The sequence below is a fragment of the Rhodococcus sp. 1168 genome (assembly GCF_002091955.1).
Classification (GTDB): Bacteria; Actinomycetota; Actinomycetes; order Mycobacteriales; family Mycobacteriaceae; genus Rhodococcoides.
Map to the genome: position 1 here is coordinate 1 of NZ_MKKY01000072.1, position 19,915 is coordinate 19,915.

At 61.8% G+C, this 19,915-nt stretch carries 20 protein-coding genes and 1 riboswitch; of the genes, 14 read left to right on the top strand and 6 right to left on the bottom strand.

Annotated features, from left to right (window positions below):
• The 3 genes from BJI47_RS14160 to BJI47_RS14170 all read right to left on the bottom strand — a co-directional run.
• Positions 1–1,162 (bottom strand): cbb3-type cytochrome c oxidase subunit I (locus BJI47_RS14160; protein WP_176224864.1); only part of this gene is annotated, 1,162 nt, incomplete at its 3' end.
• 123 nt (positions 1,163–1,285) lie between these two features.
• Positions 1,286–1,858, bottom strand: a complete 573-nt coding sequence (locus BJI47_RS14165; protein ID WP_254900601.1) for a DUF6764 family protein — start codon at positions 1,856–1,858, stop codon at positions 1,286–1,288.
• Between the two features lie 433 nt (positions 1,859–2,291).
• Complete coding sequence (locus BJI47_RS14170; RefSeq protein ID WP_176224865.1) at positions 2,292–2,756, bottom strand: tRNA (cytidine(34)-2'-O)-methyltransferase; 465 nt, start codon at positions 2,754–2,756, stop codon at positions 2,292–2,294.
• Positions 2,757–2,789: 33 nt separating this feature from the next.
• Between BJI47_RS14170 and BJI47_RS14175 the strand changes: the two genes are divergently transcribed.
• The 3 genes from BJI47_RS14175 to BJI47_RS14185 are packed head-to-tail and all read left to right on the top strand — an operon-like array spanning position 2,790 to position 4,604.
• Positions 2,790–3,398, top strand: a complete 609-nt coding sequence (locus tag BJI47_RS14175; protein ID WP_088944334.1) for a pentapeptide repeat-containing protein — start codon at positions 2,790–2,792, stop codon at positions 3,396–3,398.
• A 54-nt stretch (positions 3,399–3,452) separates the two neighbouring features.
• Entirely contained in the window at positions 3,453–4,322 is an 870-nt protein-coding gene (locus BJI47_RS14180) for a bifunctional methylenetetrahydrofolate dehydrogenase/methenyltetrahydrofolate cyclohydrolase (RefSeq protein ID WP_217808544.1), read from the top strand.
• Between the two features lie 6 nt (positions 4,323–4,328).
• Positions 4,329–4,604 (top strand): DUF3017 domain-containing protein, encoded by a 276-nt coding sequence (locus BJI47_RS14185; RefSeq protein ID WP_088944336.1) that lies wholly within the window; start codon positions 4,329–4,331, stop codon positions 4,602–4,604.
• Between the two features lie 20 nt (positions 4,605–4,624).
• Here BJI47_RS14185 and BJI47_RS14190 read toward each other — a convergent pair whose 3' ends face one another.
• Positions 4,625–5,779, bottom strand: coding sequence for a homoserine O-acetyltransferase (locus BJI47_RS14190; RefSeq protein WP_088944337.1), 1,155 nt, complete (start codon positions 5,777–5,779; stop codon positions 4,625–4,627).
• Positions 5,776–7,113, bottom strand: coding sequence for a bifunctional o-acetylhomoserine/o-acetylserine sulfhydrylase (locus tag BJI47_RS14195; protein ID WP_088944338.1), 1,338 nt, complete (start codon positions 7,111–7,113; stop codon positions 5,776–5,778). Before BJI47_RS14195 ends, BJI47_RS14190 begins: the two co-directional genes overlap by 4 nt.
• A gap of 159 nt (positions 7,114–7,272) precedes the next feature.
• A riboswitch (SAM riboswitch) is annotated at positions 7,273–7,399 on the bottom strand.
• Between the two features lie 344 nt (positions 7,400–7,743).
• Between BJI47_RS14195 and BJI47_RS14200 the strand changes: the two genes are divergently transcribed.
• The 5 genes from BJI47_RS14200 (at position 7,744) to BJI47_RS14220 (ending at position 13,738) form a co-directional block, all read left to right on the top strand.
• On the top strand, positions 7,744–8,967 hold the full coding sequence (locus BJI47_RS14200; protein WP_088944339.1) for an NADP-dependent isocitrate dehydrogenase: 1,224 nt from the start codon (positions 7,744–7,746) through the stop codon (positions 8,965–8,967).
• A 285-nt stretch (positions 8,968–9,252) separates the two neighbouring features.
• On the top strand, positions 9,253–10,404 hold the full coding sequence (locus BJI47_RS14205; RefSeq protein ID WP_088944616.1) for an MFS transporter: 1,152 nt from the start codon (positions 9,253–9,255) through the stop codon (positions 10,402–10,404).
• A 102-nt stretch (positions 10,405–10,506) separates the two neighbouring features.
• The gene (locus BJI47_RS14210) at positions 10,507–11,181 is read left to right on the top strand and encodes a response regulator transcription factor (RefSeq protein ID WP_088944340.1); all 675 of its coding nucleotides are present in this window, start codon (positions 10,507–10,509) and stop codon (positions 11,179–11,181) included.
• Positions 11,178–12,179 (top strand): HAMP domain-containing sensor histidine kinase, encoded by a 1,002-nt coding sequence (locus tag BJI47_RS14215; protein WP_254900602.1) that lies wholly within the window; start codon positions 11,178–11,180, stop codon positions 12,177–12,179. The genes BJI47_RS14210 and BJI47_RS14215 overlap by 4 nt, the downstream gene beginning before the upstream one ends.
• Before the next feature lie 53 nt (positions 12,180–12,232).
• Positions 12,233–13,738, top strand: coding sequence for a DUF4173 domain-containing protein (locus BJI47_RS14220; RefSeq protein WP_088944341.1), 1,506 nt, complete (start codon positions 12,233–12,235; stop codon positions 13,736–13,738).
• Positions 13,739–13,991: 253 nt separating this feature from the next.
• Here the strand turns inward: BJI47_RS14220 and BJI47_RS14225 are convergent, their stop codons facing one another.
• Positions 13,992–14,276, bottom strand: coding sequence for a hypothetical protein (locus BJI47_RS14225; protein WP_088944342.1), 285 nt, complete (start codon positions 14,274–14,276; stop codon positions 13,992–13,994).
• Between the two features lie 265 nt (positions 14,277–14,541).
• On the opposite strand from BJI47_RS14225, the gene BJI47_RS14230 reads away from it, so the two are divergent.
• From BJI47_RS14230 to yhjD, 6 genes are all read left to right on the top strand, one after another.
• Positions 14,542–14,829 (top strand): DUF6412 domain-containing protein, encoded by a 288-nt coding sequence (locus BJI47_RS14230; protein ID WP_254900603.1) that lies wholly within the window; start codon positions 14,542–14,544, stop codon positions 14,827–14,829.
• 63 nt (positions 14,830–14,892) lie between these two features.
• Positions 14,893–15,519: an ABC transporter ATP-binding protein gene (locus BJI47_RS14235; RefSeq protein WP_088944618.1), complete on the top strand. Its 627-nt coding sequence runs from the start codon at positions 14,893–14,895 to the stop codon at positions 15,517–15,519.
• The gene (locus tag BJI47_RS14240) at positions 15,507–16,895 is read left to right on the top strand and encodes a DUF6297 family protein (protein ID WP_088944344.1); all 1,389 of its coding nucleotides are present in this window, start codon (positions 15,507–15,509) and stop codon (positions 16,893–16,895) included. Before BJI47_RS14235 ends, BJI47_RS14240 begins: the two co-directional genes overlap by 13 nt.
• A 44-nt stretch (positions 16,896–16,939) precedes the next feature.
• Complete coding sequence (locus BJI47_RS14245; RefSeq protein WP_088944345.1) at positions 16,940–17,755, top strand: exodeoxyribonuclease III; 816 nt, start codon at positions 16,940–16,942, stop codon at positions 17,753–17,755.
• Positions 17,756–17,800: 45 nt separating this feature from the next.
• Positions 17,801–18,841: a tryptophan--tRNA ligase gene (gene trpS, locus BJI47_RS14250; protein WP_088944346.1), complete on the top strand. Its 1,041-nt coding sequence runs from the start codon at positions 17,801–17,803 to the stop codon at positions 18,839–18,841.
• A 41-nt stretch (positions 18,842–18,882) separates the two neighbouring features.
• A complete protein-coding gene (gene yhjD, locus BJI47_RS14255; RefSeq protein ID WP_088944347.1) occupies positions 18,883–19,911 on the top strand; it encodes an inner membrane protein YhjD in 1,029 nt (342 codons plus the stop codon).
• The last annotated feature ends 4 nt before the right edge of the window (positions 19,912–19,915 follow it).

Sequence of the window (19,915 nt, forward strand, 5' to 3'; positions counted from 1 at the left end):
GGAAGTCGATCGGCGGGCTGGCGAGCAGCACTCCGGAGAGGCCGCCGAAGAGGAAGGTGATCAGAAAGCCGATAGCGAAGAGCATCGGGGTTTCCAGTGTCACCTGGCCCCGCCACATCGTGCCAATCCAGTTGAAGAGCTTCACACCGGTGGGCACCGCGATCAAGAACGACATGAACGAGAAGAACGGCAACAACACTGCGCCTGTGGCAAACATATGGTGCGCCCACACCGACATCGAGAGAGCCCCGATAGCGATCGTTGCGTAGATCAAGGTGGTGTAGCCGAAAATCGGCTTACGCGAGAAGACCGGGAATACTTCGGACACGATTCCAAAGAACGGCAACGCGATGATGTACACCTCGGGGTGACCGAAGAACCAGAACAGGTGCTGCCACAACACAGCTCCACCCGTCGCCGGATCGAACAGATGCGCACCGAGATGTCGATCCGCCGCCAATCCCAGTAACGCCGCCGTCAACAGCGGGAACGCCATAAGGATCAGGATGCTGGTGACCAGGATGTTCCACGTGAAAATGGGCATCCGGAACATCGTCATACCCGGTGCTCGCAAGCAGATGACCGTCGTGATCATGTTGACGGCACCCAAGATGGTGCCCAAGCCTGCGACGGCGAGACCGAAAATCCACAGATCCGCACCGACACCCGGCGAGTGCAACGCACTCGAAAGTGGGGTATATGCGGTCCAACCGAAGTCAGCTGCACCACCGGGGGTGATGAAGCCGGATGTAGCGACTATCGCGCCGAACAGGTAGAGCCAGTACGAGAACGCGTTCAGCCGCGGGAACGCTACGTCCGGGGCACCGATCTGCAGCGGCAAGATGTAGTTGGCGAAGCCGAACACGATCGGCGTCGCGTACAGCAACAGCATGATCGTGCCGTGCATGGTGAACAGCTGGTTGTACTGCTCGTTCGAGAGGAATTGCAAGCCCGGTACCGCGAGCTCGGCGCGAATGAGCAACGCCATCAAGCCGCCGATGAGGAAGAACGAGATGGAAGTTGCGATGTACATGATCCCCAACATTTTGGGGTCGGTCGTCGTCACCGCCTTGTGAATGAACGAACCTTTCGGTCCCATCCGCGGCGGGAAAGGTCTCACCGCTTTCACGGTGGCAGTGGGCTTGGGCTCAACAGCGGTCACTGATCCTCCTGACGATGGAAGTGACGATAATCATAAACCGCTGGAGGAGGAGTTACTACCTTTTGTCGTAGATCAACTCCGGCCAAAGCGCGCCTCGTGCGTGTGCACGAGGCGCGCCGAGGGTCAACTTCCGAGGATGCAGAACTGTCCGGAAGCGAGGTTCAACGCGAGAGAAAGTGGTCCGACGCAGTCGACGCCTGCAGCTTCGGCGGTTGCGCCGGAACCCCAACCGGCGATCGCGATGGTGGTCGAACCTGCGTCTGCCCATGAATGTGCGATGCCGCCGCCGATTGCGCCCGCATATGATGTGCCGCCTGCGCGTGACGCGCCGAGGGCCGTTCCGAATCCCGTCGCGTATGTGTTCGAGGTGCCGCCGGTTTCGGCAACGCTGACGGCCGTTCCACTGTCTGCTGCTGTGGCGGTCGAACGCGATCCTTCTGCGGACGTTGCCCCGCAGCTGGCGTTCCCGTCGACGAGAATTTGATTGGCCGACGGAGGGGATACGCACGTCACCGGAGCTGCATTTGCCACGCCGGCTCCGGCGAATCCGGCTCCGGCGAATCCGGCAGCGACGAAACCGCTGGAAACAGCGAAAACTGCTGCGGTACGGGATAACCGACTAACCGACCGTGAAAGGCCCTGTGATGTCGAGGTGAACGATGCTGAGCGGGCGAGCGAAGAAAAAGCGGAGAACAACAGGGGCTCCTTCAAGGAAACGAAATGGGTCGGTGCGGCACACCGTACCCCGGTTCTGCGCTGCGGTCATCAGTGATTTATCCCTACTCCGTGTAACGATTCGGCACGCCTTCGCGGGTCTCGTCCGGTCGCCTGAAGGCCTTGATCGTGGGAGCGCTCACCACTGCGGATCTGTTCGAGGTGGAATCTGCCGAGCACCTCAGGCAAGCACCGGGGCCGAACAACTTATGGGACGGCATTGTCGCTGGATGGAATTCGCTTCTCGACACCGGGAGAGACGCGCTGGTGGCCCTCGGCTGGGCTATTTACGTGGTTGGGAACTCTCACAGTGGGTGCTCTGGTCGTCTACGTCATCGTCGGGATCGTCCGCCGCGGCACCACCGAGAGGGTCGAGTAAGGGGAGGATGTCGAGGACGAAAAGTCGAGGTGACCGTCACACACTCCCGGCGAATCCGTGTTGGCGCCATGCCTCGTACATGACGACGGCGGCCGCGTTGGCAAGGTTGAGCGATCGTCGACCCTCGATCATCGGAATGCGCAGCTGTTCGGTGACCAGCGGATCGCGGAGCACTTCCTCGGGGAGACCTGTCGGTTCGGGACCGAACAGCAACACGTCATCGGGGCGATAGGAAACGTCCGCGTGAAACTTGCTCGCATGTGCGGTATAGGCGAACACGCGTTCCGGCGCCAGTGCCTCCCATGCGGCAGCCAGATTCTCGTGGACGGTCACCGAGGCCAGATCGTGGTAGTCCAGGCCGGCGCGCTTGAGTTTGGGCTCGGACATGTCGAACCCCAGGGGGCCGACCAAGTGCAGTTCACATCCGGTGCCAGCGACGAGTCGGATCGCGTTTCCGGTGTTCTGAGGAATGCGTGGCTGAAAGAACATGAGGCGAAACACCCGGTTCACTCTGCCATCAGCCCTACCGGGAGAATGGAAGAGGTGCACGAGAACCAGATTATCGGCGAGGACTACTCCGACGCGAGACTCGATCAACAGCAATGGCACGACCGGGAATACGTGGCGTGCAACTTTCGAGACGCCGACCTCAGCGGCGTGAAGACCACCGCGGTGGTCTTCACCGAATGTGATTTCACCGGCACGGATCTGACCGAATCGGTCCATGTCAACGCAGCGTTTCGCTCCTGCACCTTCGCACGAACCAATCTGCAACACAGCGTCTTCCGTCATTCGACCATGATCGGCTCGACCTTCGTCGATTGTCGGATGCGCCCGTCGACTTTCGACGAGGTCGACTTCACATTGGTAGGAATGGGGGGAGCTGACATGCGCGGGATGGACTTGACCAACTGCCGCATGGTCGAGGCGAACTTGGTGAACACCGACCTGCGTAAAGCGATTCTGCGTTCGGTGGATCTCAGTGGCGCACGAACCGTAGGCGCCAAGATGCAGGAATCCGATCTTCGTGGCGCTCGGATCGACGCACACCTCTGGATGTCTGCGACGGTGACGGGTGCCCGGATCGAGCTGACACAGGCGGTCGCGTACGCCCAGGCACACGGGCTTTCGGTCGAGGGCTGACTACTTGCGGACCGGCGTCCGCTCGACCCGCTGGCACCTGGAACAATAGCGAGCGTGACTGCGACGATTCTGGACGGCAAAGCAACTCGAGACGAGATCTTCGTCGATCTCACTCAGCGAGTGACAAAGCTACGAGAACACGGGATCGTTCCCGGGCTCGGCACGGTGCTGGTGGGCGATGATCCCGGCTCGGCGGCGTACGTCCGCGGCAAACACAACGACTGCGCCAAAGTCGGTATCACCTCGATTCGGCGGGATCTGCCTGCGGACATTTCACAGGCGGAGCTCGACGCCGTGATCGACGAGCTCAACGCCAATCCCGAGTGCACCGGTTACATCGTGCAGCTTCCACTTCCGAAGCATCTCGACGAGAACGCTGCGCTCGAACGGATCGACCCATCCAAGGATGCCGACGGACTGCACCCGATCAACCTCGGTCGACTCGTCCTGGGTAAGCAGGCAGCATTGCCCTGCACCCCACGAGGGATCGTCCATCTCCTCCGTCGCTACGACGTGGCGCTCGACGGAGCCCATGCCGTCGTCATCGGTCGCGGGGTAACGGTCGGCCGGCCTATCGGACTGCTGCTCACTCGTAAGAGCGAGAACTCCACCGTCACCCTGTGCCACACCGGGACCAAGGACCTGGCCGCCGAGGTTCGCCGCGCCGACGTCGTCATTGCGGCTGCGGGAGTTCCCGGAATTGTCACCGCGGACATGATCAAGCCCGGTGCCGCAGTGCTCGACGTCGGGGTTACTCGAACGGATGAGGGACTGCGCGGCGACGTTGCGCCCGAGGTGGCCGAAGTCGCCGGTTTCCTCTCGCCCAACCCTGGTGGAGTCGGTCCGCTGACGAGAGCGTTCCTACTGTCGAACGTGGTCGAGCGGGCCGAGCAGGCTCTCGCAACCACCACAGAAGCGGTCTGACCTTCGATGTGGTCCCAGATCCGCAAGAACCTGCCGCTCGTCATCGTGCTCGTGATCATTGCGGCGGCGCTCGTTCTCGTTCTTGCGGATCGGTGGCGCCGCGGTGCCTTCGTATTCGGTGTGGCGACGATAGCGGCCGCAGGCTTCCGGTTGTGTATGCCGGAGAAGAACGTCGGCCTGCTACAGGTCCGAAGTAGAACCTTCGACGTCTCGGCCATGGCGCTGGTCGGGGGAGCCATCGTGTTGCTGGCGGCGTCGATCGATCCGCTCGGCACCGACTGAGTATTCGTCCGGTCGAATACTCAGCTGGTGCGACCCGTCGAGACGCGCGCATGCTTCATCGTCTCGCCGAGTAGTGCGGATACTGCGTTGGCTTCGGTCAGAAACCCGTCGTGGCCATCACGTGACTGAATGACCTCGAGGCCGCGGCATTCCGGGAGGCCGCGGGCGAGCTCCTTCTGTAGCCGCAAGGGATAGAGTCGATCGGAGTCGACGCCGCCGACGATCGTCGGGACGGTGGCCATGGCCAAGGCGGCGTCGAATCCACCTCGCCCACGTCCGATGTCGTGTCTGTTCATAGCTTCGGTCAGCAATACGTAGGTGCTTGCGTCGAAGCGGTCGACCAGCTTGCTCGCCTGATGCTGAAGGTAGCTTTCGACCGAGTATCGTCCGCCCTGCCATGGATCTTCTTCGCCTTGACCGGAGTTGGCGAACCTCAGGTCTAGCTCGCTCTCGGTTCGGTACGTCAGGTGAGCGATTCGGCGCGCTATGCCCAGTCCGACCCGTGGGGCCCGGCCGGTTCCGTGGTAGTTGCCGCCCTGCCAGTCGGGATCGGCCTTGATCGCCTCGATTTGAGTTGTCTGCGTACCGATTTGGTCGGCAGTTGCGCGGCCTCCGACCGCGAGCACCAGAGCTGACGCGACGCGGTCCGGGTATCCCACTATCCACTCGAGCGTGCGCATGCCTCCCATCGAGCCGCCGACCACGGCTGCGAACCTTTCGATGCCGAGTGCATCGGCGAGAGCTATCTCCGCGGACACCTGGTCGCGGATCGAGATCTCCGGAAAGGTACTGCCGTAGGGGAATCCGCTCGTATTCAGCGAAGACGGTCCTGTCGTCCCACCGCAACCACCGAGCACGTTGGAGGCGATGACACACCACTCGTCCGTGTCGATCGGAGCGCCGGGCCCGACCATCCCGTTCCACCACCCGGGCAAGGCATGAGCGCCTCCGGCAGGTCCGGACACATGCGAGTCCCCGGTCAACGCATGCTCGACGAGCACCACGTTGTCGCGGTTCGGGGACAGCTCACCCCAACGTTGAACGGCGATGGTCACCTGTGGCAGGGACGCGCCGTTCTCGAGGTCCAACCGACCGATGTCGATACTGCCGAGCCGTCCGTCCGGCGCAGGAAACCCTGCGGCCGAACGGACGTCGTGCACTGAGCCGATGGTCAAGACGCCGCCGCAGCGAATCCGCGCTCGAGATCAGCGACGATGTCGTCGATCCCTTCGATGCCCACCGCGAGGCGCACCAGTCCCGGAGTGACACCCGCAGCGATCTGCTCCTCGGGTGAGAGCTGTGAGTGAGTTGTCGATGCGGGATGAATTACGAGTGAACGCACATCACCGATGTTAGCTACATGGCTGTGCAGACTCAGTGCGTCGACGAACTTCTTGCCGGCGTCGATGCCGCCCTTCAGTTCGAAAGCGACGATTGCGCCCTGCCCCTTCGGTGCCAATTCCTGGCCACGTTCGAACCACGGGGAGGACTTCAGGCCTGCGTAATTGACACTGACCACCTCACTGCGGGCCTCGACGAAGGCTGCTACCTTCTGAGCGTTCTCGACGTGGCGCTCCATCCGAAGGCTCAGCGTCTCGAGTCCCTGGCTGATCAGGAATGCGTTGAACGGTGCGACAGCGGCTCCGATGTCGCGAAGCAGTTGGACGCGAGCCTTGAGGGCGAAGGCCGGTGCGCCGAGGTCCGCGAACACCACGCCATGATAGCTCGGGTCGGGAGTGGTGAAGTTGTCGTGGCGCCCTTGGGTCCAGTCGAAAGTGCCACCGTCGACGATGACGCCTGCGATTGCCGTGCCGTGGCCCCCGAGGTACTTGGTGGCCGAATGGACGACGATGTCGGCGCCGTGCTTCAGCGGCTGAATGAGATATGGCGTCGCGACGGTGTTGTCGACGATCAGCGGAAGGCCGTTCTCGTGCGCGATCTTCGACACTCCGGGAATGTCGAAGATGTCGTTCTTGGGGTTCGAGATCGTTTCGCCGTAGAACGCCTTCGTCTTCGGCGTGATCGCGGAGCGCCACTCCTCGAGATCGTCGGGATCGGAGACGAAGCTGACGGTGATACCCAGTTTCCGCAACGTGTAGTGGAAAAGGTTGTACGTCCCGCCGTACAAGCGCGGACTCGAGACTATGTGATCGCCTGCTTCGGCGATGTTCAGGATTGCAAGAGTCTCGGCAGCTTGTCCGGAGGCCAAGAGCAGCGCTGCAACGCCACCCTCCAGCGCTGCGATGCGCTGCTCCACGGCATCCTGCGTCGGGTTCATGATGCGGGTGTAGATGTTGCCGGGCTCGGTCAGTCCGAAGAGCGCGGCAGCGTGATCGGTGCTGTCGAAGGTGTACGACGTCGTCTGGTAGATCGGTAGCGCGCGTGCGCGTGTGACGCCGTCAGCGCTCTGACCTACGTGGATTTGCTTGGTTTCGAAGCTCCACGACGCGGTGGGATCTTCGATGGGTGAGCCGGCGGCATCTACGACGTCGGGTGTGTTCTCGCTCATGGTGGGTAACTACTCCGTTTTCGATTCAAGAGTGCGATTCGGCTGGGGCTCGGCGTAGCGAGCCGGGCGGGGCGTATCGAAGCGACAACACATCGTGAACCTCCTAGGGGCTTGCAACCGAACGTGGTTGTGATCGGTTGTTGGGTTCGCCCCTGGGCGAACCCGCGCTTGTTCTCCGACTACGCGAACGCAGTCGACTAACCAGGTCTTCTCACCCGGGGCACCCCACCGCGGTTGGAGGGTTGCCGGCCAGCAAGCCGGGGCTTTGACGCTGACACTCATGACCTTTGCAGAATCCTAGCGTGTCCTCCGACACGTCGAATAGCGACACCGTTGTCGATGTCGATCGGGCCGTGACCAGCGCACTTAGTGGTCGGCGGTCGGAGCTTCCCCGAAAGGGTCACCGGCCATGCCTGAGCAGGCAAGCAGTACGCTTGTCTTGTTTCCTCGCACGCTCACGCACTGCGCGCGCGGCGTATACGTTCGAAGTCGAGTACACGCACTCGGCCCAGCAGCGAAGAGGCGTAATACGAGTGGGACCACTGATCGACCCACCACGTCGGTTCTGCGGCAACACTGGCAGCTACGGAAGACGAAACGGCATACTTCCCAGGAGGACGCGAACCCCACATGTCCAAGATCAAGGTCGAAGGCAAGGTCGTCGAACTCGACGGCGATGAGATGACACGCATCATCTGGCAGTTCATCAAGGACAAGCTCATCCATCCGTACCTCGATGTCGATCTCGAGTACTACGACTTGGGAATCGAATCCAGGGACAAGACGGACGACCAAGTCACCGTCGATGCCGCGAACGCAATCAAGAAGCACGGCGTCGGGGTCAAATGCGCGACGATCACTCCGGACGAGGCTCGCGTCGAGGAATTCGGCCTGAAGAAGATGTGGCGTTCGCCCAACGGGACGATTCGCAATATCCTCGGTGGCACCATCTTCCGGGCGCCGATCATCATTTCCAACGTCCCGCGACTGGTACCGGGCTGGACCAAGCCGATCATCATCGGCCGTCACGCCTTCGGCGACCAGTACCGCGCCATCGACTTCAAGGTGCCTGGACCCGGCACCGTGACCATCACCTACATGCCCGAGGACGGCAGTGAGCCGATCCAGCACGAGCTGGTCAGGTTCACCGAGGAGAGCCTCGGCGGCGTCGTGCAAGGTCAGTACAACTTCAACCAGTCGATCATCGATTTCGCTCGTGCGTCGCTCAACTACGGTTTGCAGCAGAACTACCCGGTGTACTTGTCGACCAAGAACACGATCCTCAAGGCCTACGACGGCCAATTCAAGGACACCTTCCAGCACATCTACGAAAAAGAATTCAAGGCGGAGTTCGACGCTGCCGGGCTGACGTACGAGCACCGCCTCATCGATGACATGGTCGCGTCGTCCATGAAGTGGGAGGGCGGCTACGTCTGGGCCTGCAAGAACTACGACGGCGACGTCCAGTCGGACACCGTCGCGCAGGGCTTCGGTTCGCTCGGCCTCATGACGTCGGTTCTGCTTACCCCGGACGGTAAGACCTGTGAAGCAGAGGCTGCACACGGCACGGTGACTCGCCATTTTCGTCAGCACCAGCAAGGCAAACCGACCTCGACCAATCCGATTGCGTCGATCTTTGCGTGGACTCGAGGTCTCGAGCACCGCGGCAAGCTCGACAGTACTCCCGAGGTCATCGGCTTCGCTCAGGCATTGGAAGACATTGTCATCAAGACCGTCGAAGGTGGCCAGATGACCAAGGATCTTGCCGCGCTCGTCGGAGGAGATCAGGGCTATCTGTCCACCGAAGAGTTTCTCGGCGCACTCGACGAAAACCTGCAGAGGGCCCTGAAGTAATTCAGTGAATCAGCTGATCACCTGCTCGGGTGAGGACAATCACCAGCTATGGACTCGGAAATCGGGTGCGTGCGGGATGAGAATCGAAGAAGGGGACGTTTCCTACCAGGGTCGTCCCTTTCTTCATGTTCGACAGTGATCGTGTTCCCATATCGATGAAAAGGTTGTTCTGCTGTGACTGTCCCCGATTCGGCGTTCGCCAGGAATGTCAGCGCTGTGCGCGAGCGGGTGTCGAACGGTCCTAGTGGCGGCCGCAGAACTTTGTCCACTCGGCGACGCTTCGCGATGCTTGCCTTGTCCATCGGCGGCTTCGGCATCGGCACCACCGAGTTCGTGTCCATGGGCCTGTTGCCCGAAATTGCGACGACCATGAACGTCTCCGAGCCGAGCGCCGGACATCTCATCTCGGCCTACGCACTCGGAGTGGTCATCGGCGCCCCCGTCATCGCGATACTGGCGGCACGGGTACCTCGCCGGGTGTTGCTGCTCGCCTTGATGGCCGCATTCACCCTCGGCAACCTCGGCACGGTCTTCGCGCCGAGTTTCTACGAGTTGATGGCGTCGCGTGTCGTTGCGGGCCTCCCGCATGGCGCCTACTTCGGTGTCGCGGCGCTGGTCGCCGCGCACTTGGCGGAGCCCGGCAAACGTGCCAAAGCGGTAGCCATGGTCATGATGGGTCTGTCGATCGCCAACGTCGTCGGGGTGCCGGTGGCCACGTGGGTCGGGCAGTCCTTCGGATGGCGTAGTGCCTTCGGCATCGTGACGGTCATCGGTGCCGTGACGGTCGCCGCGATCGCTGCGTGGATACCTCGCCTGGACGCAATGCCCACCACGCGGGCAATAACCGAGCTCGGTGCCTTGGGGCGTCCGCAAGTGTGGATGACGCTGATCATCGCCGTCGTCGGTTTCGGCGGGATGTTCGCCGTGTACACCTACATCGCAACCACTCTCACCGACGTCTCGGGCTTGTCGAAGGCTTTGGTTCCCGTTGCGCTGATGATTTACGGGCTCGGCATGGTCGCCGGCAACTATGCGGGTGGCCATATCGCGGACCGCATGCTGATTCGGGGGATGTACATCTCGTTGACCGCGATCGCCCTCAGTTTGTTCGGTTTCGTGTTCGCGGCGCAGAACCCGTACACGGCCTTGCTGTTCGTGTTTCTGATCGGCGCATCCGGTTCGTCGATGGTGCCTGGTTTGCAGACCCGCCTCATGGACGTCGCAGCCGATGCACAGACTCTTGCCGCCTCGCTCAACCATGCCGCGTTCAACCTTGCCAACGCGATCGGAGCAGCCGTCGGTGGTGCAGTGATTGCTGCCGGCTTCGGATACACCGCTCCTGCGGCTGTCGGCGGTGTGTTGGCGCTCGCTGGCATGGGCGTGCTGACTGTCGCGGTGATGATGCAGAAGAAGTCCGACGCGAAAGCCGCGCTCTAGCCGAGGCTCCGCCGGGCGGGTTGTGACTGTGCGGCGCGATCTTCACCGAACCTCCACATTTCCCGTCGTTCCCCTCCATAGCCGCCCTCTAGGGTCAGGGGCATGAACCGCACAGTCCTGGTCGTCGACGACGAACCGACTATCTCCGACGCTCTTGCCGCGCGCCTGCGTGGTGAGGGCTTCGACGTCGTGACGGCTGCTGACGGTCCTACTGCAGTAGAGGTGTGCGCGAGAACTCGGCCCGACGTGGTGGTGCTCGATGTGATGCTGCCGGGCTTCGACGGGCTCGAGGTGTGTCGGCGAATTCAGGCGCAGCGCTCGGTGCCGGTCCTGATGCTCACCGCGAAGTCCGAGGAGACCGACATGTTGGTCGGCTTGGGTGTCGGTGCGGACGACTACTTGTCGAAGCCCTTCAGCATGCGCGAGTTGGTTGCCCGCGTTCATGCGCTCGTCCGGCGCTCGGAACGCACGATGGTCGAGGAATCCGCTCCCACGTGTATCGGTTCCATTCGGATCGATCACGATGCACGCCGAGTCTCGGGCATCGACGGTGAAATTCATTTGACACGAACCGAATTCGACATTCTGAGCTACCTTGCCTCTCGGCCCCGGACCGCCGTCGGCCGTGACACGCTGCTGGCAGAGTTGTGGGGATGGGAGGACTCGGCGAGCAGTCGTACCGTCGACAGCCATGTGAAGGCATTGCGACGCAAGCTCGGTGGCGACCTCATCAGGACCGTGCACGGCGTCGGCTATGCGTTGGAGGTGCCGCGATGATCTCTGTGACCAGCGTATTCGCATCGATGACGCGCAGGTTGCCGCGCCCGCTCGATCCGCTGGGTTCGTTCAAGTTGAAGGTGTCCTTGATCGTCGGGTTGGTGCTGGCGGCGGCAAGTATCACGTTCTGGTTCGGGGCGGGTTGGCAGTTTCGCTATGCGTTGCTCGCAGCACTCGTCATCTCGTTGGTGGCGACGCAGGTTGTGGCGCACGGGATGACCTCGCCGTTGCGAGACATGACCGTGGCCGCGGGAGCGATGGCGCGAGGAGACTATTCGAGACGGGTGCGCGCTACCTCTCGGGATGAGATCGGGCAGCTCGCTGCGGCCTTCAACACGATGTCGACAGACCTCGAAGCGGCCGAGAAGTATCGACGAGAGCTGATCGGCAACGTCTCGCACGAACTGAAGACCCCTATCGCTGCGTTGCGAGCGGTACTGGAGAACCTGGTCGACGGGGTCAGTGAACCCGATCCCGCAATCCTGTCCGTTGCACTGCGGCAGACGGAAAAGCTCGGTGACCTCGTGACCGAGCTACTCGATCTGTCGCGGTTGGAAGCAGGAGTACTTGCTCTCCGCGAAGAGCGGTTCCTCGTGTACGACTTCCTGGCGGACACGACGAAGGGGCAACCCCGCGTCCATCTCGATGTGGTGCCGCCGAGCCTGTCGATCGTCGCCGACAGAGCTCGACTGACCCAGGTCGTGAACAACCTGGTGGACAACGCCGTTCGGCACGCGCCCTCTGGAACGGATGTCGCTCTCTCGGTTCGGCAGGTCGGTGGCCGACTTCTGTTCGACGTGGTCGACGACGGCCCGGGTATCGCACCCGAAGAACGGTCGAGGGTGTTCGACCGGTTCACTCGCGGTGGCTCCACCGATGGCGGCACCGGGCTGGGTCTGACGATCGCCCGCTGGGCGACCGAATTACACGGCGGCACAATCGAAGTGCTCGATCGCAGTCCCGGATGTCATATCCGGGTATCCATTCCTTGTAACTGAAACAGAAATCAGCTCACCACCACCGCGGCTTACCAGTGCCGTGGAGCTCTGTCATGCCTGCAACAGAAAGAGGTCTTCTCGTGATCATCGTAGACAAGCCCGAAGCCGTTGTGAGAAAGCAGAACTGGTCCCTGTGGCCACGTCGAGTCTGGCCGCCGCGCCGTTACGCAGCAGCGCCGCGCAATGTCTTGATCGGCGCGCTGGTCGTCGGGTGCATCGGTGCGGTCGTTCTCGGTGATCGCGGGATCGGCTACCCCATCACTGCCGTAGCGATCATCTTCGCGGCACTGCGTGCATCGAAGGGCGCACCGACGCGGTGGCAGATGGTCGGTGCTGTCGGAGTCGTCGCCCTGAGTTCGGTCGCTGCATTCCGTGCAGCAGAGTGGCTCGTGACGCTCGCCGTCGTAATGGCCGTGCTCGTCGCCGGGGTCGTGCTCTCCCGCTCGTGGACGTGGACAGGGGTCGCTCTCGGTGCACTGCTTCCCCTGCTGGTGCCGGCACGCGTACTGCGTTGGTGCACCCGCGGATCGCGCCGGATCGACATGCGGGGACTTGCGCCTGGTCGAATATTTCGCGTCGCCGCCACGACGGCCGTCCTGTTCCTCGTCTTCGCAGGTCTTTTCGCCGGAGCCGACCCGCAGTTCGCCGACGTCCTGTCCAGTGCGACACCTACAGTACGATTCGGCAGCGGGTTCACCCGAATTCTCCTCTTCGCACTGGTAGCCGCGGGGACTCTCGCGGTGTCGTACGTCGTCGCAAATCCGCCTCGATTCGATGATTTGGCCCGGCCGAGCGCGGGGTCACTCCGGCTGTGGGAGTGGGCTGTCCCGCTGGGATCGTTGGTCGTTCTGTTCACGATGTTCGTCTTCGTTCAGCTCCGAACCCTGTTCGGTGGGCAAGCACACGTCAGGACGACCGACGGATTGACCAACGCCGAATATGCACGCCAGGGGTTCTGGCAGCTTCTCGCGGTGACGGTCCTGACTTTGCTGGTGCTTGCGGTCACGATCCGAAAGGCGTCCCGCGTGTCCGGATCCGACCGCCTTGCACTGCGTCTGCTGCTGGGCGTGCTCTGCGCACTGTCCTTGGTGATCGTCGGATCGGCACTTCATCGTATGTCTCTGTACGAACAGCAATACGGATATACGACATTGAGGGTGTTCGTCACCGCGGTGGAATTGTGGCTCGGATCGGTGTTCGTCCTCCTGATGGCCACCGGAGTGTCGATGTCCGGCCGATGGCTACCCCGCGCGGTTGTGGGAAGTGCAGTTCTGACCGTCCTCGCGTTGGCAGTGATCAACCCCGACGCCTACATCGCTCGGCAGAACGTGGATCGCTTCGAGCAGACAGGAAAGATCGACACGACATATCTTTCACGTCTGTCCGCCGACGCCACCGAAGAACTCGACCGACTCGAAGAGCCTTATCGCAGTTGCGCGATCGGCAGAGCCGTCGCAGCGGAGTCGAGTTGGAATGAATGGAATCTGGCCGAGGACAATGCCCGTCGCATACTGACCGTACAACGGCAACGACAGTGCACAGACCATGCAGTCCGGTGACATCTCGAAGCGTCGAACTATGCCCTGCGTGGTGAGGGCTTCGACACGCTGATTGCTGCTGACGGTTCCACTGCAGTGAGTGTGTGCGCGAGAGTTCGGTCGTCAAGTCCCACGGCGCACAGCAAAATATGCCCACCGCCGCTGTCCCACAAACGCCGGAGGATGTACTCCTGGCCAGCATGTGTGGCGGCAGTCTGGCGACGTCTCATGGACCGTTCCTTGGAACAACCACCGAGGACCCGAGTTTCTCGGCTCAGACAGGCGCGATGTCCGCCACGCGTGCTCGTGGGCTGCCCTCGAGTGCAGGAGACTTGGCCGGATCCGACCACACCTGAGTCTCCAGGAACTGCTGAAAGCGCTGCGCGGCTTCGACAGTGGCGAACTCGAGGTCGATGAATACGTAGTGAGGGTCGTCGATGGGCTGCATGATTTTCTCGGCAAGTACGCCGCCATCTTTACGCCGCTCCGCGAACCGCCCGAAGGCGTCGTTCCAGGTGTCGAAGTCGGTGATGGAATGCTCGATACGCAGGGTGGCCATGGTACCTCCGTAATGTGCGTTGGGCGCTGCTCTCGATACTAGCGCCGAATCACCCCTGTGGAGTCGTCGCCGATGTGGTGCCACCTGTCCAGCAGAACGGGTGAAAGGGGCCTCGCTTCGCCAGGAACCGAAACAGGGCATGTGTTCGAGTGTGGTTTCACCAGCGGTCGTTGGGGTCTTCCGGAGATACCGTTGAGCAAGTATGGTCGAGACTCGCTTCTGGGATGCATCACTGCTTCACGACTGAATGTGGAAGGGGAGCCGAGTGAAGTTCCTCCACCTCGCTGCGACCTACCTCGTTCTACTCGTGGTGCTGGCGACGGTCCAAGATTCGTTGTTCGCTGCCGCATTCGGACTCGTGCTCGCAGCCGTCGTCGTCACAGTCGTGGTGATCTCGGGTCGGCGCGGTCTCATTCTCCTGCTTTCACGGACCGATCACGGCCCCGACCACGAGCAACGTCGACTTCGCGGGTCCTTCCGTAGACAGTATCGGCCCGACGAGCCAGGTCGGCCTATGCCGCGAGCACCCGGTTCCGTGGTGGGGGCACTCTGAGTCGTCGAGTTCTCCCACTCCTTCGCTTTTGTGCACTTGCGAGGAATCCACGGGAGAATTCGTATGCTTGTCATTACCAACGCCACCAGGCGTTTCGGTTCGCTGACCGTGTTCGGTGGCATCAATTTCAGGGTCGACGAAGGTAGCGCGTGCGCGATAGTCGGGTCCAACGGTTCCGGGAAAACGACCCTGCTGCGATGCATAGCAGGAGCGGATAGGCTTGACGAGGGCACGATTTCGCTCTTCGGTGACAACGTCGACGAATCTTCACCGGTCTTCCGAACTCGAGTAGCGTCCGTCCTCGACGACCGGGGCACGTTTCCGCATCTGTCGGTCAGCGAACATCTCCAATTGGTCGCAGCTGCTCATGGTGCCAGGAACTCGTTCGAAGTTGCAACGGAAATTCTCGAGGCAGTGGGACTCGGTCGGGCCGCCGACCAGCTGCCCGTCACATTATCCAGCGGCCAGAAACGCCGGCTTGCACTGGGATCGGCTTTCGTGCGACCGCGCAAGATGCTTGTTCTGGACGAACCAGAACAACGCCTCGACGCCGCCGGCAAGAAGTGGCTCGCGTCCGCGCTCGTCAGGGAGAAGCAGTCGGGCTGCATCATTGTGATGGCCTCGCACGATCGCGCACTCGTCGATGCCGTTGCGGATACGACTATGGACGGTGACGTATGGCCACGATAGTGCTCACGGCATCGCATCCGTCCGCGGCGTCGATTCGCCGTCGGATCCGCGGGTGGCGCCGGGAACGTCAGCCGATCGACCTAGGTGATCACCTGACGGTGTGGGGGCTACCGATCTTCGTCGGTGCCGGGTTGCTCTGGTGGCTGATCGGGCACGAATCGGGAGCCATGTCCTTCTCCAATGCTCTACCTGGTGGTGCGGCGAAAGTCGAGGTCGAGGTCGGGTTCGGTATCACGATGATCGCCTTCGCCGCTCTGATGAAGGCAATCTCGGAACTCGGTCCACTCGCGATCGGTTCTACGAACAGGCATTGGCTCTACTCATCTCCGGTCTCTCGCGGAGCGCTGTTGGCACCTCGATTCGCGATGTCCACCACATTCGGTGCGATCGGCGGGCTTGTTCTGGTACGAATGTCGACGCTGTTCACCACAACCCCGGTTCCATGGTGGTGGTGTGGCCTTCTCGGTGCGGCGCTCGGCGCGGGATCAGTCGGATTCGGTGTCGTTCGACAGCAGGACAGGCATGCCGCCACGCTCTATCGAGTGGCAATTTCAATGATTGCTTCGATCGGAGCGATCTGTTGTGCGGGGGTGTTCCCTTCGACCCCGAGAGTTTCGCCGCACGTTGCGCTCGCTCTCGCTGTCGGCGCGATCGTCGCATCGGGGGTCGGAGTAGCACTCGGGGCATACCGCTTGCGCCACTTGGACGCTGTCTCCCTGAGCGCCGGATCGGACCTGCTCACCGCCCTGCGTGCATCGACGACCATGATCGACGGTTCGATACTGTCCGCCGAGTTGGCATCCAGGACGTGGCGACTGATGGGCTCGGCACCCTCACGCCGTTTTCGCTGGAACGGCGCAAAAGCGCTGATCGAAGCAGACTTTCGCCGTGTCCATCGCGATCGTGGGGCGGTTCGCCTGCTCGGTTACATGTGCGTTCTGCCGTATGTGTCCGGTGCGACGGTCAGCGCGGCGGCGATTCCCGTCGTGGTGCTCTTGTGCGCGGTGACGGTCGCCGGCCGGTTCGGGCGAGGGTTGCGAGATGTGAATGCGTCGAACACGTTTCGAGCGGTGTTCGGAGGTAGCGACGCCGGGATCAGGATGGCGCATCTAGCGGTACCGGCTGCGGCAGTCTCGATCCTTTTCATGGTGTGCCTACCGATTCTCTGGCACGCTTCCGTGATCGCGGTGACGATCATCCCGGTAGTTGCGCTGCTGGCGCTCTACAGATCGACGAGTCGGCCGCCACTCGATTACGGTGGCCTGATCCTCACGACGCCGTTCGGCCAGATTCCGGTGGACATGATCCGTCAACTCATGCGGGGACCGCTCGTCGTCGCTGCGGCAGCATTCCTGCAATTTGCTGTCGGTATGTGAAGCGATGGTGGCGGTGACTTCGAGTGTCACAGGGCTCGGATACGGTGCCCCACGTGCCTATCACCGTATCCACAGTCAATGTCAACGGAATCCGTGCGGCCTCGCGTAAAGGAATGTTGCCATGGTTGGAGGCGACCGAAGCCGACGTGATCTGCCTGCAGGAGACCCGTGCGAACGACGGCGAGTTGACCAAGGCGCTGGCACCCGCATTGGACAGTGGCTGGCATCTGGCGTCGGCAGAGCCGTCGACCAAAGGCAGGAACGGTGTTGCCATTCTCTCGCGTACCGCTCCGGACGCCGTTCGTGTCGGGATCGACGCCGAGGAGTTTGCAGAGTCCGGCCGCTACATCGAGGCGGACTTTGCCGACGTGACGGTGGCCAGTCTGTATCTGCCGTCCGGTGAGGTCGGAACCGAGCGCCAGGATGAAAAGGAACGTTTCATGGCGGTCTTCGCGAAGTATCTCGCGAAGACGGCGACGTCCGCGATCGCCGAAGACCGCGATGTCCTCGTGTGCGGAGACTGGAATATCGCGCCCACCGAACTCGATATCAAAGCGTGGAAGACCAACCGCAAGAAGTCCGGATTTCTACCCGAGGAGCGCGAGTGGGTGGCCGCACTCCTTGCCCCGACGTCCCCATGGACCGACGTCGTGCGCGAGCTCAACCCTGAGGTCGAGGGCCCGTACAGCTGGTGGTCGTATCGAGGCAAGGCCTTCGACAACGATGCGGGCTGGCGGATCGACTACCAGTTGGCAACGCCTTCACTGGCCGAGCGCGCCAAGGACGCCGTCACCGAACGCGCCGAGGCATACGACCAGCGTTGGTCCGACCATGCCCCGGTCACCGTTCGCTACCGCTAGAACCTGCCCGAAATTCGGTTGTCACTACATGAAAAGATCGTGACCATGTCTGCCCCCGCCACCACCGATACACCGCAAGGTCCGCGACAACGCGTCCTGTCCGGAATCCAGCCGACTGCCGATTCGTTCCACCTCGGCAACTACCTGGGGGCAGTACGTCAGTGGGTTGCGCTCCAAGACGATTACGACGCTTTTTACTTCATTCCGGATCTGCACGCCATCACCGTTCCGCAGGACCCGAAGGCGTTACGTCAGCGGACTCGGATTGCTGCTGCGCAACTGTTGGCAGTGGGGATCGATCCGAAACGATCCACCTTGTTCGTGCAGAGCCAGGTGCCCGAGCACGCTCAGCTCGCATGGGTCCTCAATTGCATCACCGGTTTCGGTGAAGCCGGCCGCATGACTCAGTTCAAGGACAAGTCCGTCAAGCAGGGACGTGATCAGACGACTGTCGGGTTGTTCACGTATCCGGTTCTCATGGCAGCCGACGTTCTGCTCTACCGGCCCAATCTCGTTCCGGTAGGGGAGGATCAGCGTCAACACCTCGAACTGACGAGAGACTTGGCACAGCGTTTCAACACCCGGTTCAAGAAGACCTTCGTGGTGCCGGATGCTCACATCATCAAGGGCACGGCCAAGATCTTCGACTTGCAGGAACCGACGGCCAAGATGAGCAAGTCCGGTTCCAATCCTGCGGGCATCGTCAACATGCTCGACGACCCGGCTGTGTCGGCGAAGAAGATTCGTTCGGCAGTCACCGACAACGAGCGCGAGATCGCATTCGACCCGGAGAAGAAGGCCGGCGTCAGCAATTTGCTGGTCATTCAGTCGGCGCTGGGAGGCCGATCCGTGGACGCCCTCGTGGAGAGTTACCAGGGCAAGGGCTACGGCGACCTGAAGTCGGATACGGCGGAAGTGCTCACCGAGTTCGTCACGCCGCTTAAAGCCCGGGTCGATGGGTATATGTCCGATATTGCCGAACTGGACCGTATTCTCGCAGACGGCGCGGATCGGGCCAGGGAGGTAGCTTCACGGACATTGGCTCAGGTGTACGACCGAGTGGGGTTCCTGACTCCGCGCTCGTAACAGCGTCGGGAACACCGACGAGGCCAGCGACAGGCGAGAGGGTGATTGTCGTTCCCGACTTCACAGCGATACTGCAAGCACGCCGGGACAAGTGGCCTTGGCTGGACCACACCGTCAGGGCCGCACAGCGTTATCAGGCACAAATGGGCGACTACTACGCCGCCGGAATGACCTACTTCAGTGTGCTTGCATTGTTCCCGCTGCTGATGGTTGCGTTCGCGGTGGCCGGCTTCGTCCTCGTAGGACACCCGGAGTGGCTGGACGAAATCACTGCTCAGATATCGGAGAGCATCCCCGGCAGCTTGGGTGAGACCGTCAATTCGCTGATCGAGTCGGCCATCGAGTCCCGCGCAAGCGTCGGCATCATCGGTCTCTTGGGCGCTTTGTACGCGGGGCTGGGTTGGGTGGCGAAACTACGAGCCGCGCTGACTGCGATGTGGGAAAGTCAGCGCGAGCAGGGCGGTTTCGTCTCGACCAAGCTGAAGGATCTGGCGGCGCTCTTCGGTCTCGGTCTGGCGATCGCCCTGTCACTCGGCTTGTCCGCGCTCAATGGCGGGTCGGTGATGCGCAGCTTGCTCGAATTCGTCAAGCTCGACAATGCGCCGGGTGTCGGAATTCTCCTGCGGGTCGTGTCGGTACTACTGGCGCTCGTCGCCACGTGGGGCCTTTTCACCTGGGTGATTTCACGTCTGCCACGTGAGCCAGTGCCGTTTCGTAGCGCCTTGAAGGGCGGATTGCTGGCCGCCGTCGGTTTCGAGATATTCAAGCAGATCGCGGCCATCTATTTGGCGTCGGTGACCAGCGGGCCTGCAGGCGTCGTGTTCGGTCCGATCATCGGCTTACTCGTATTCGTTTTCACGACTTCACGGTTCGTATTGTTTGCGACAGCATTCTCGGCGACCACGAACGAGAGCATGGCCATGGCTTTCGTGCCGGCGCCGGACCCGGCGGTCATCAACACACGCGTCGAGGTCAACGACGGCCCTTCCATCAAGGGCGGCATCGCCCTCGTCGGTGTAGGAGCACTCGCTGCGGTCGGTCTTACCGGATTGCTCGGCCGTCGTAAATGACGGC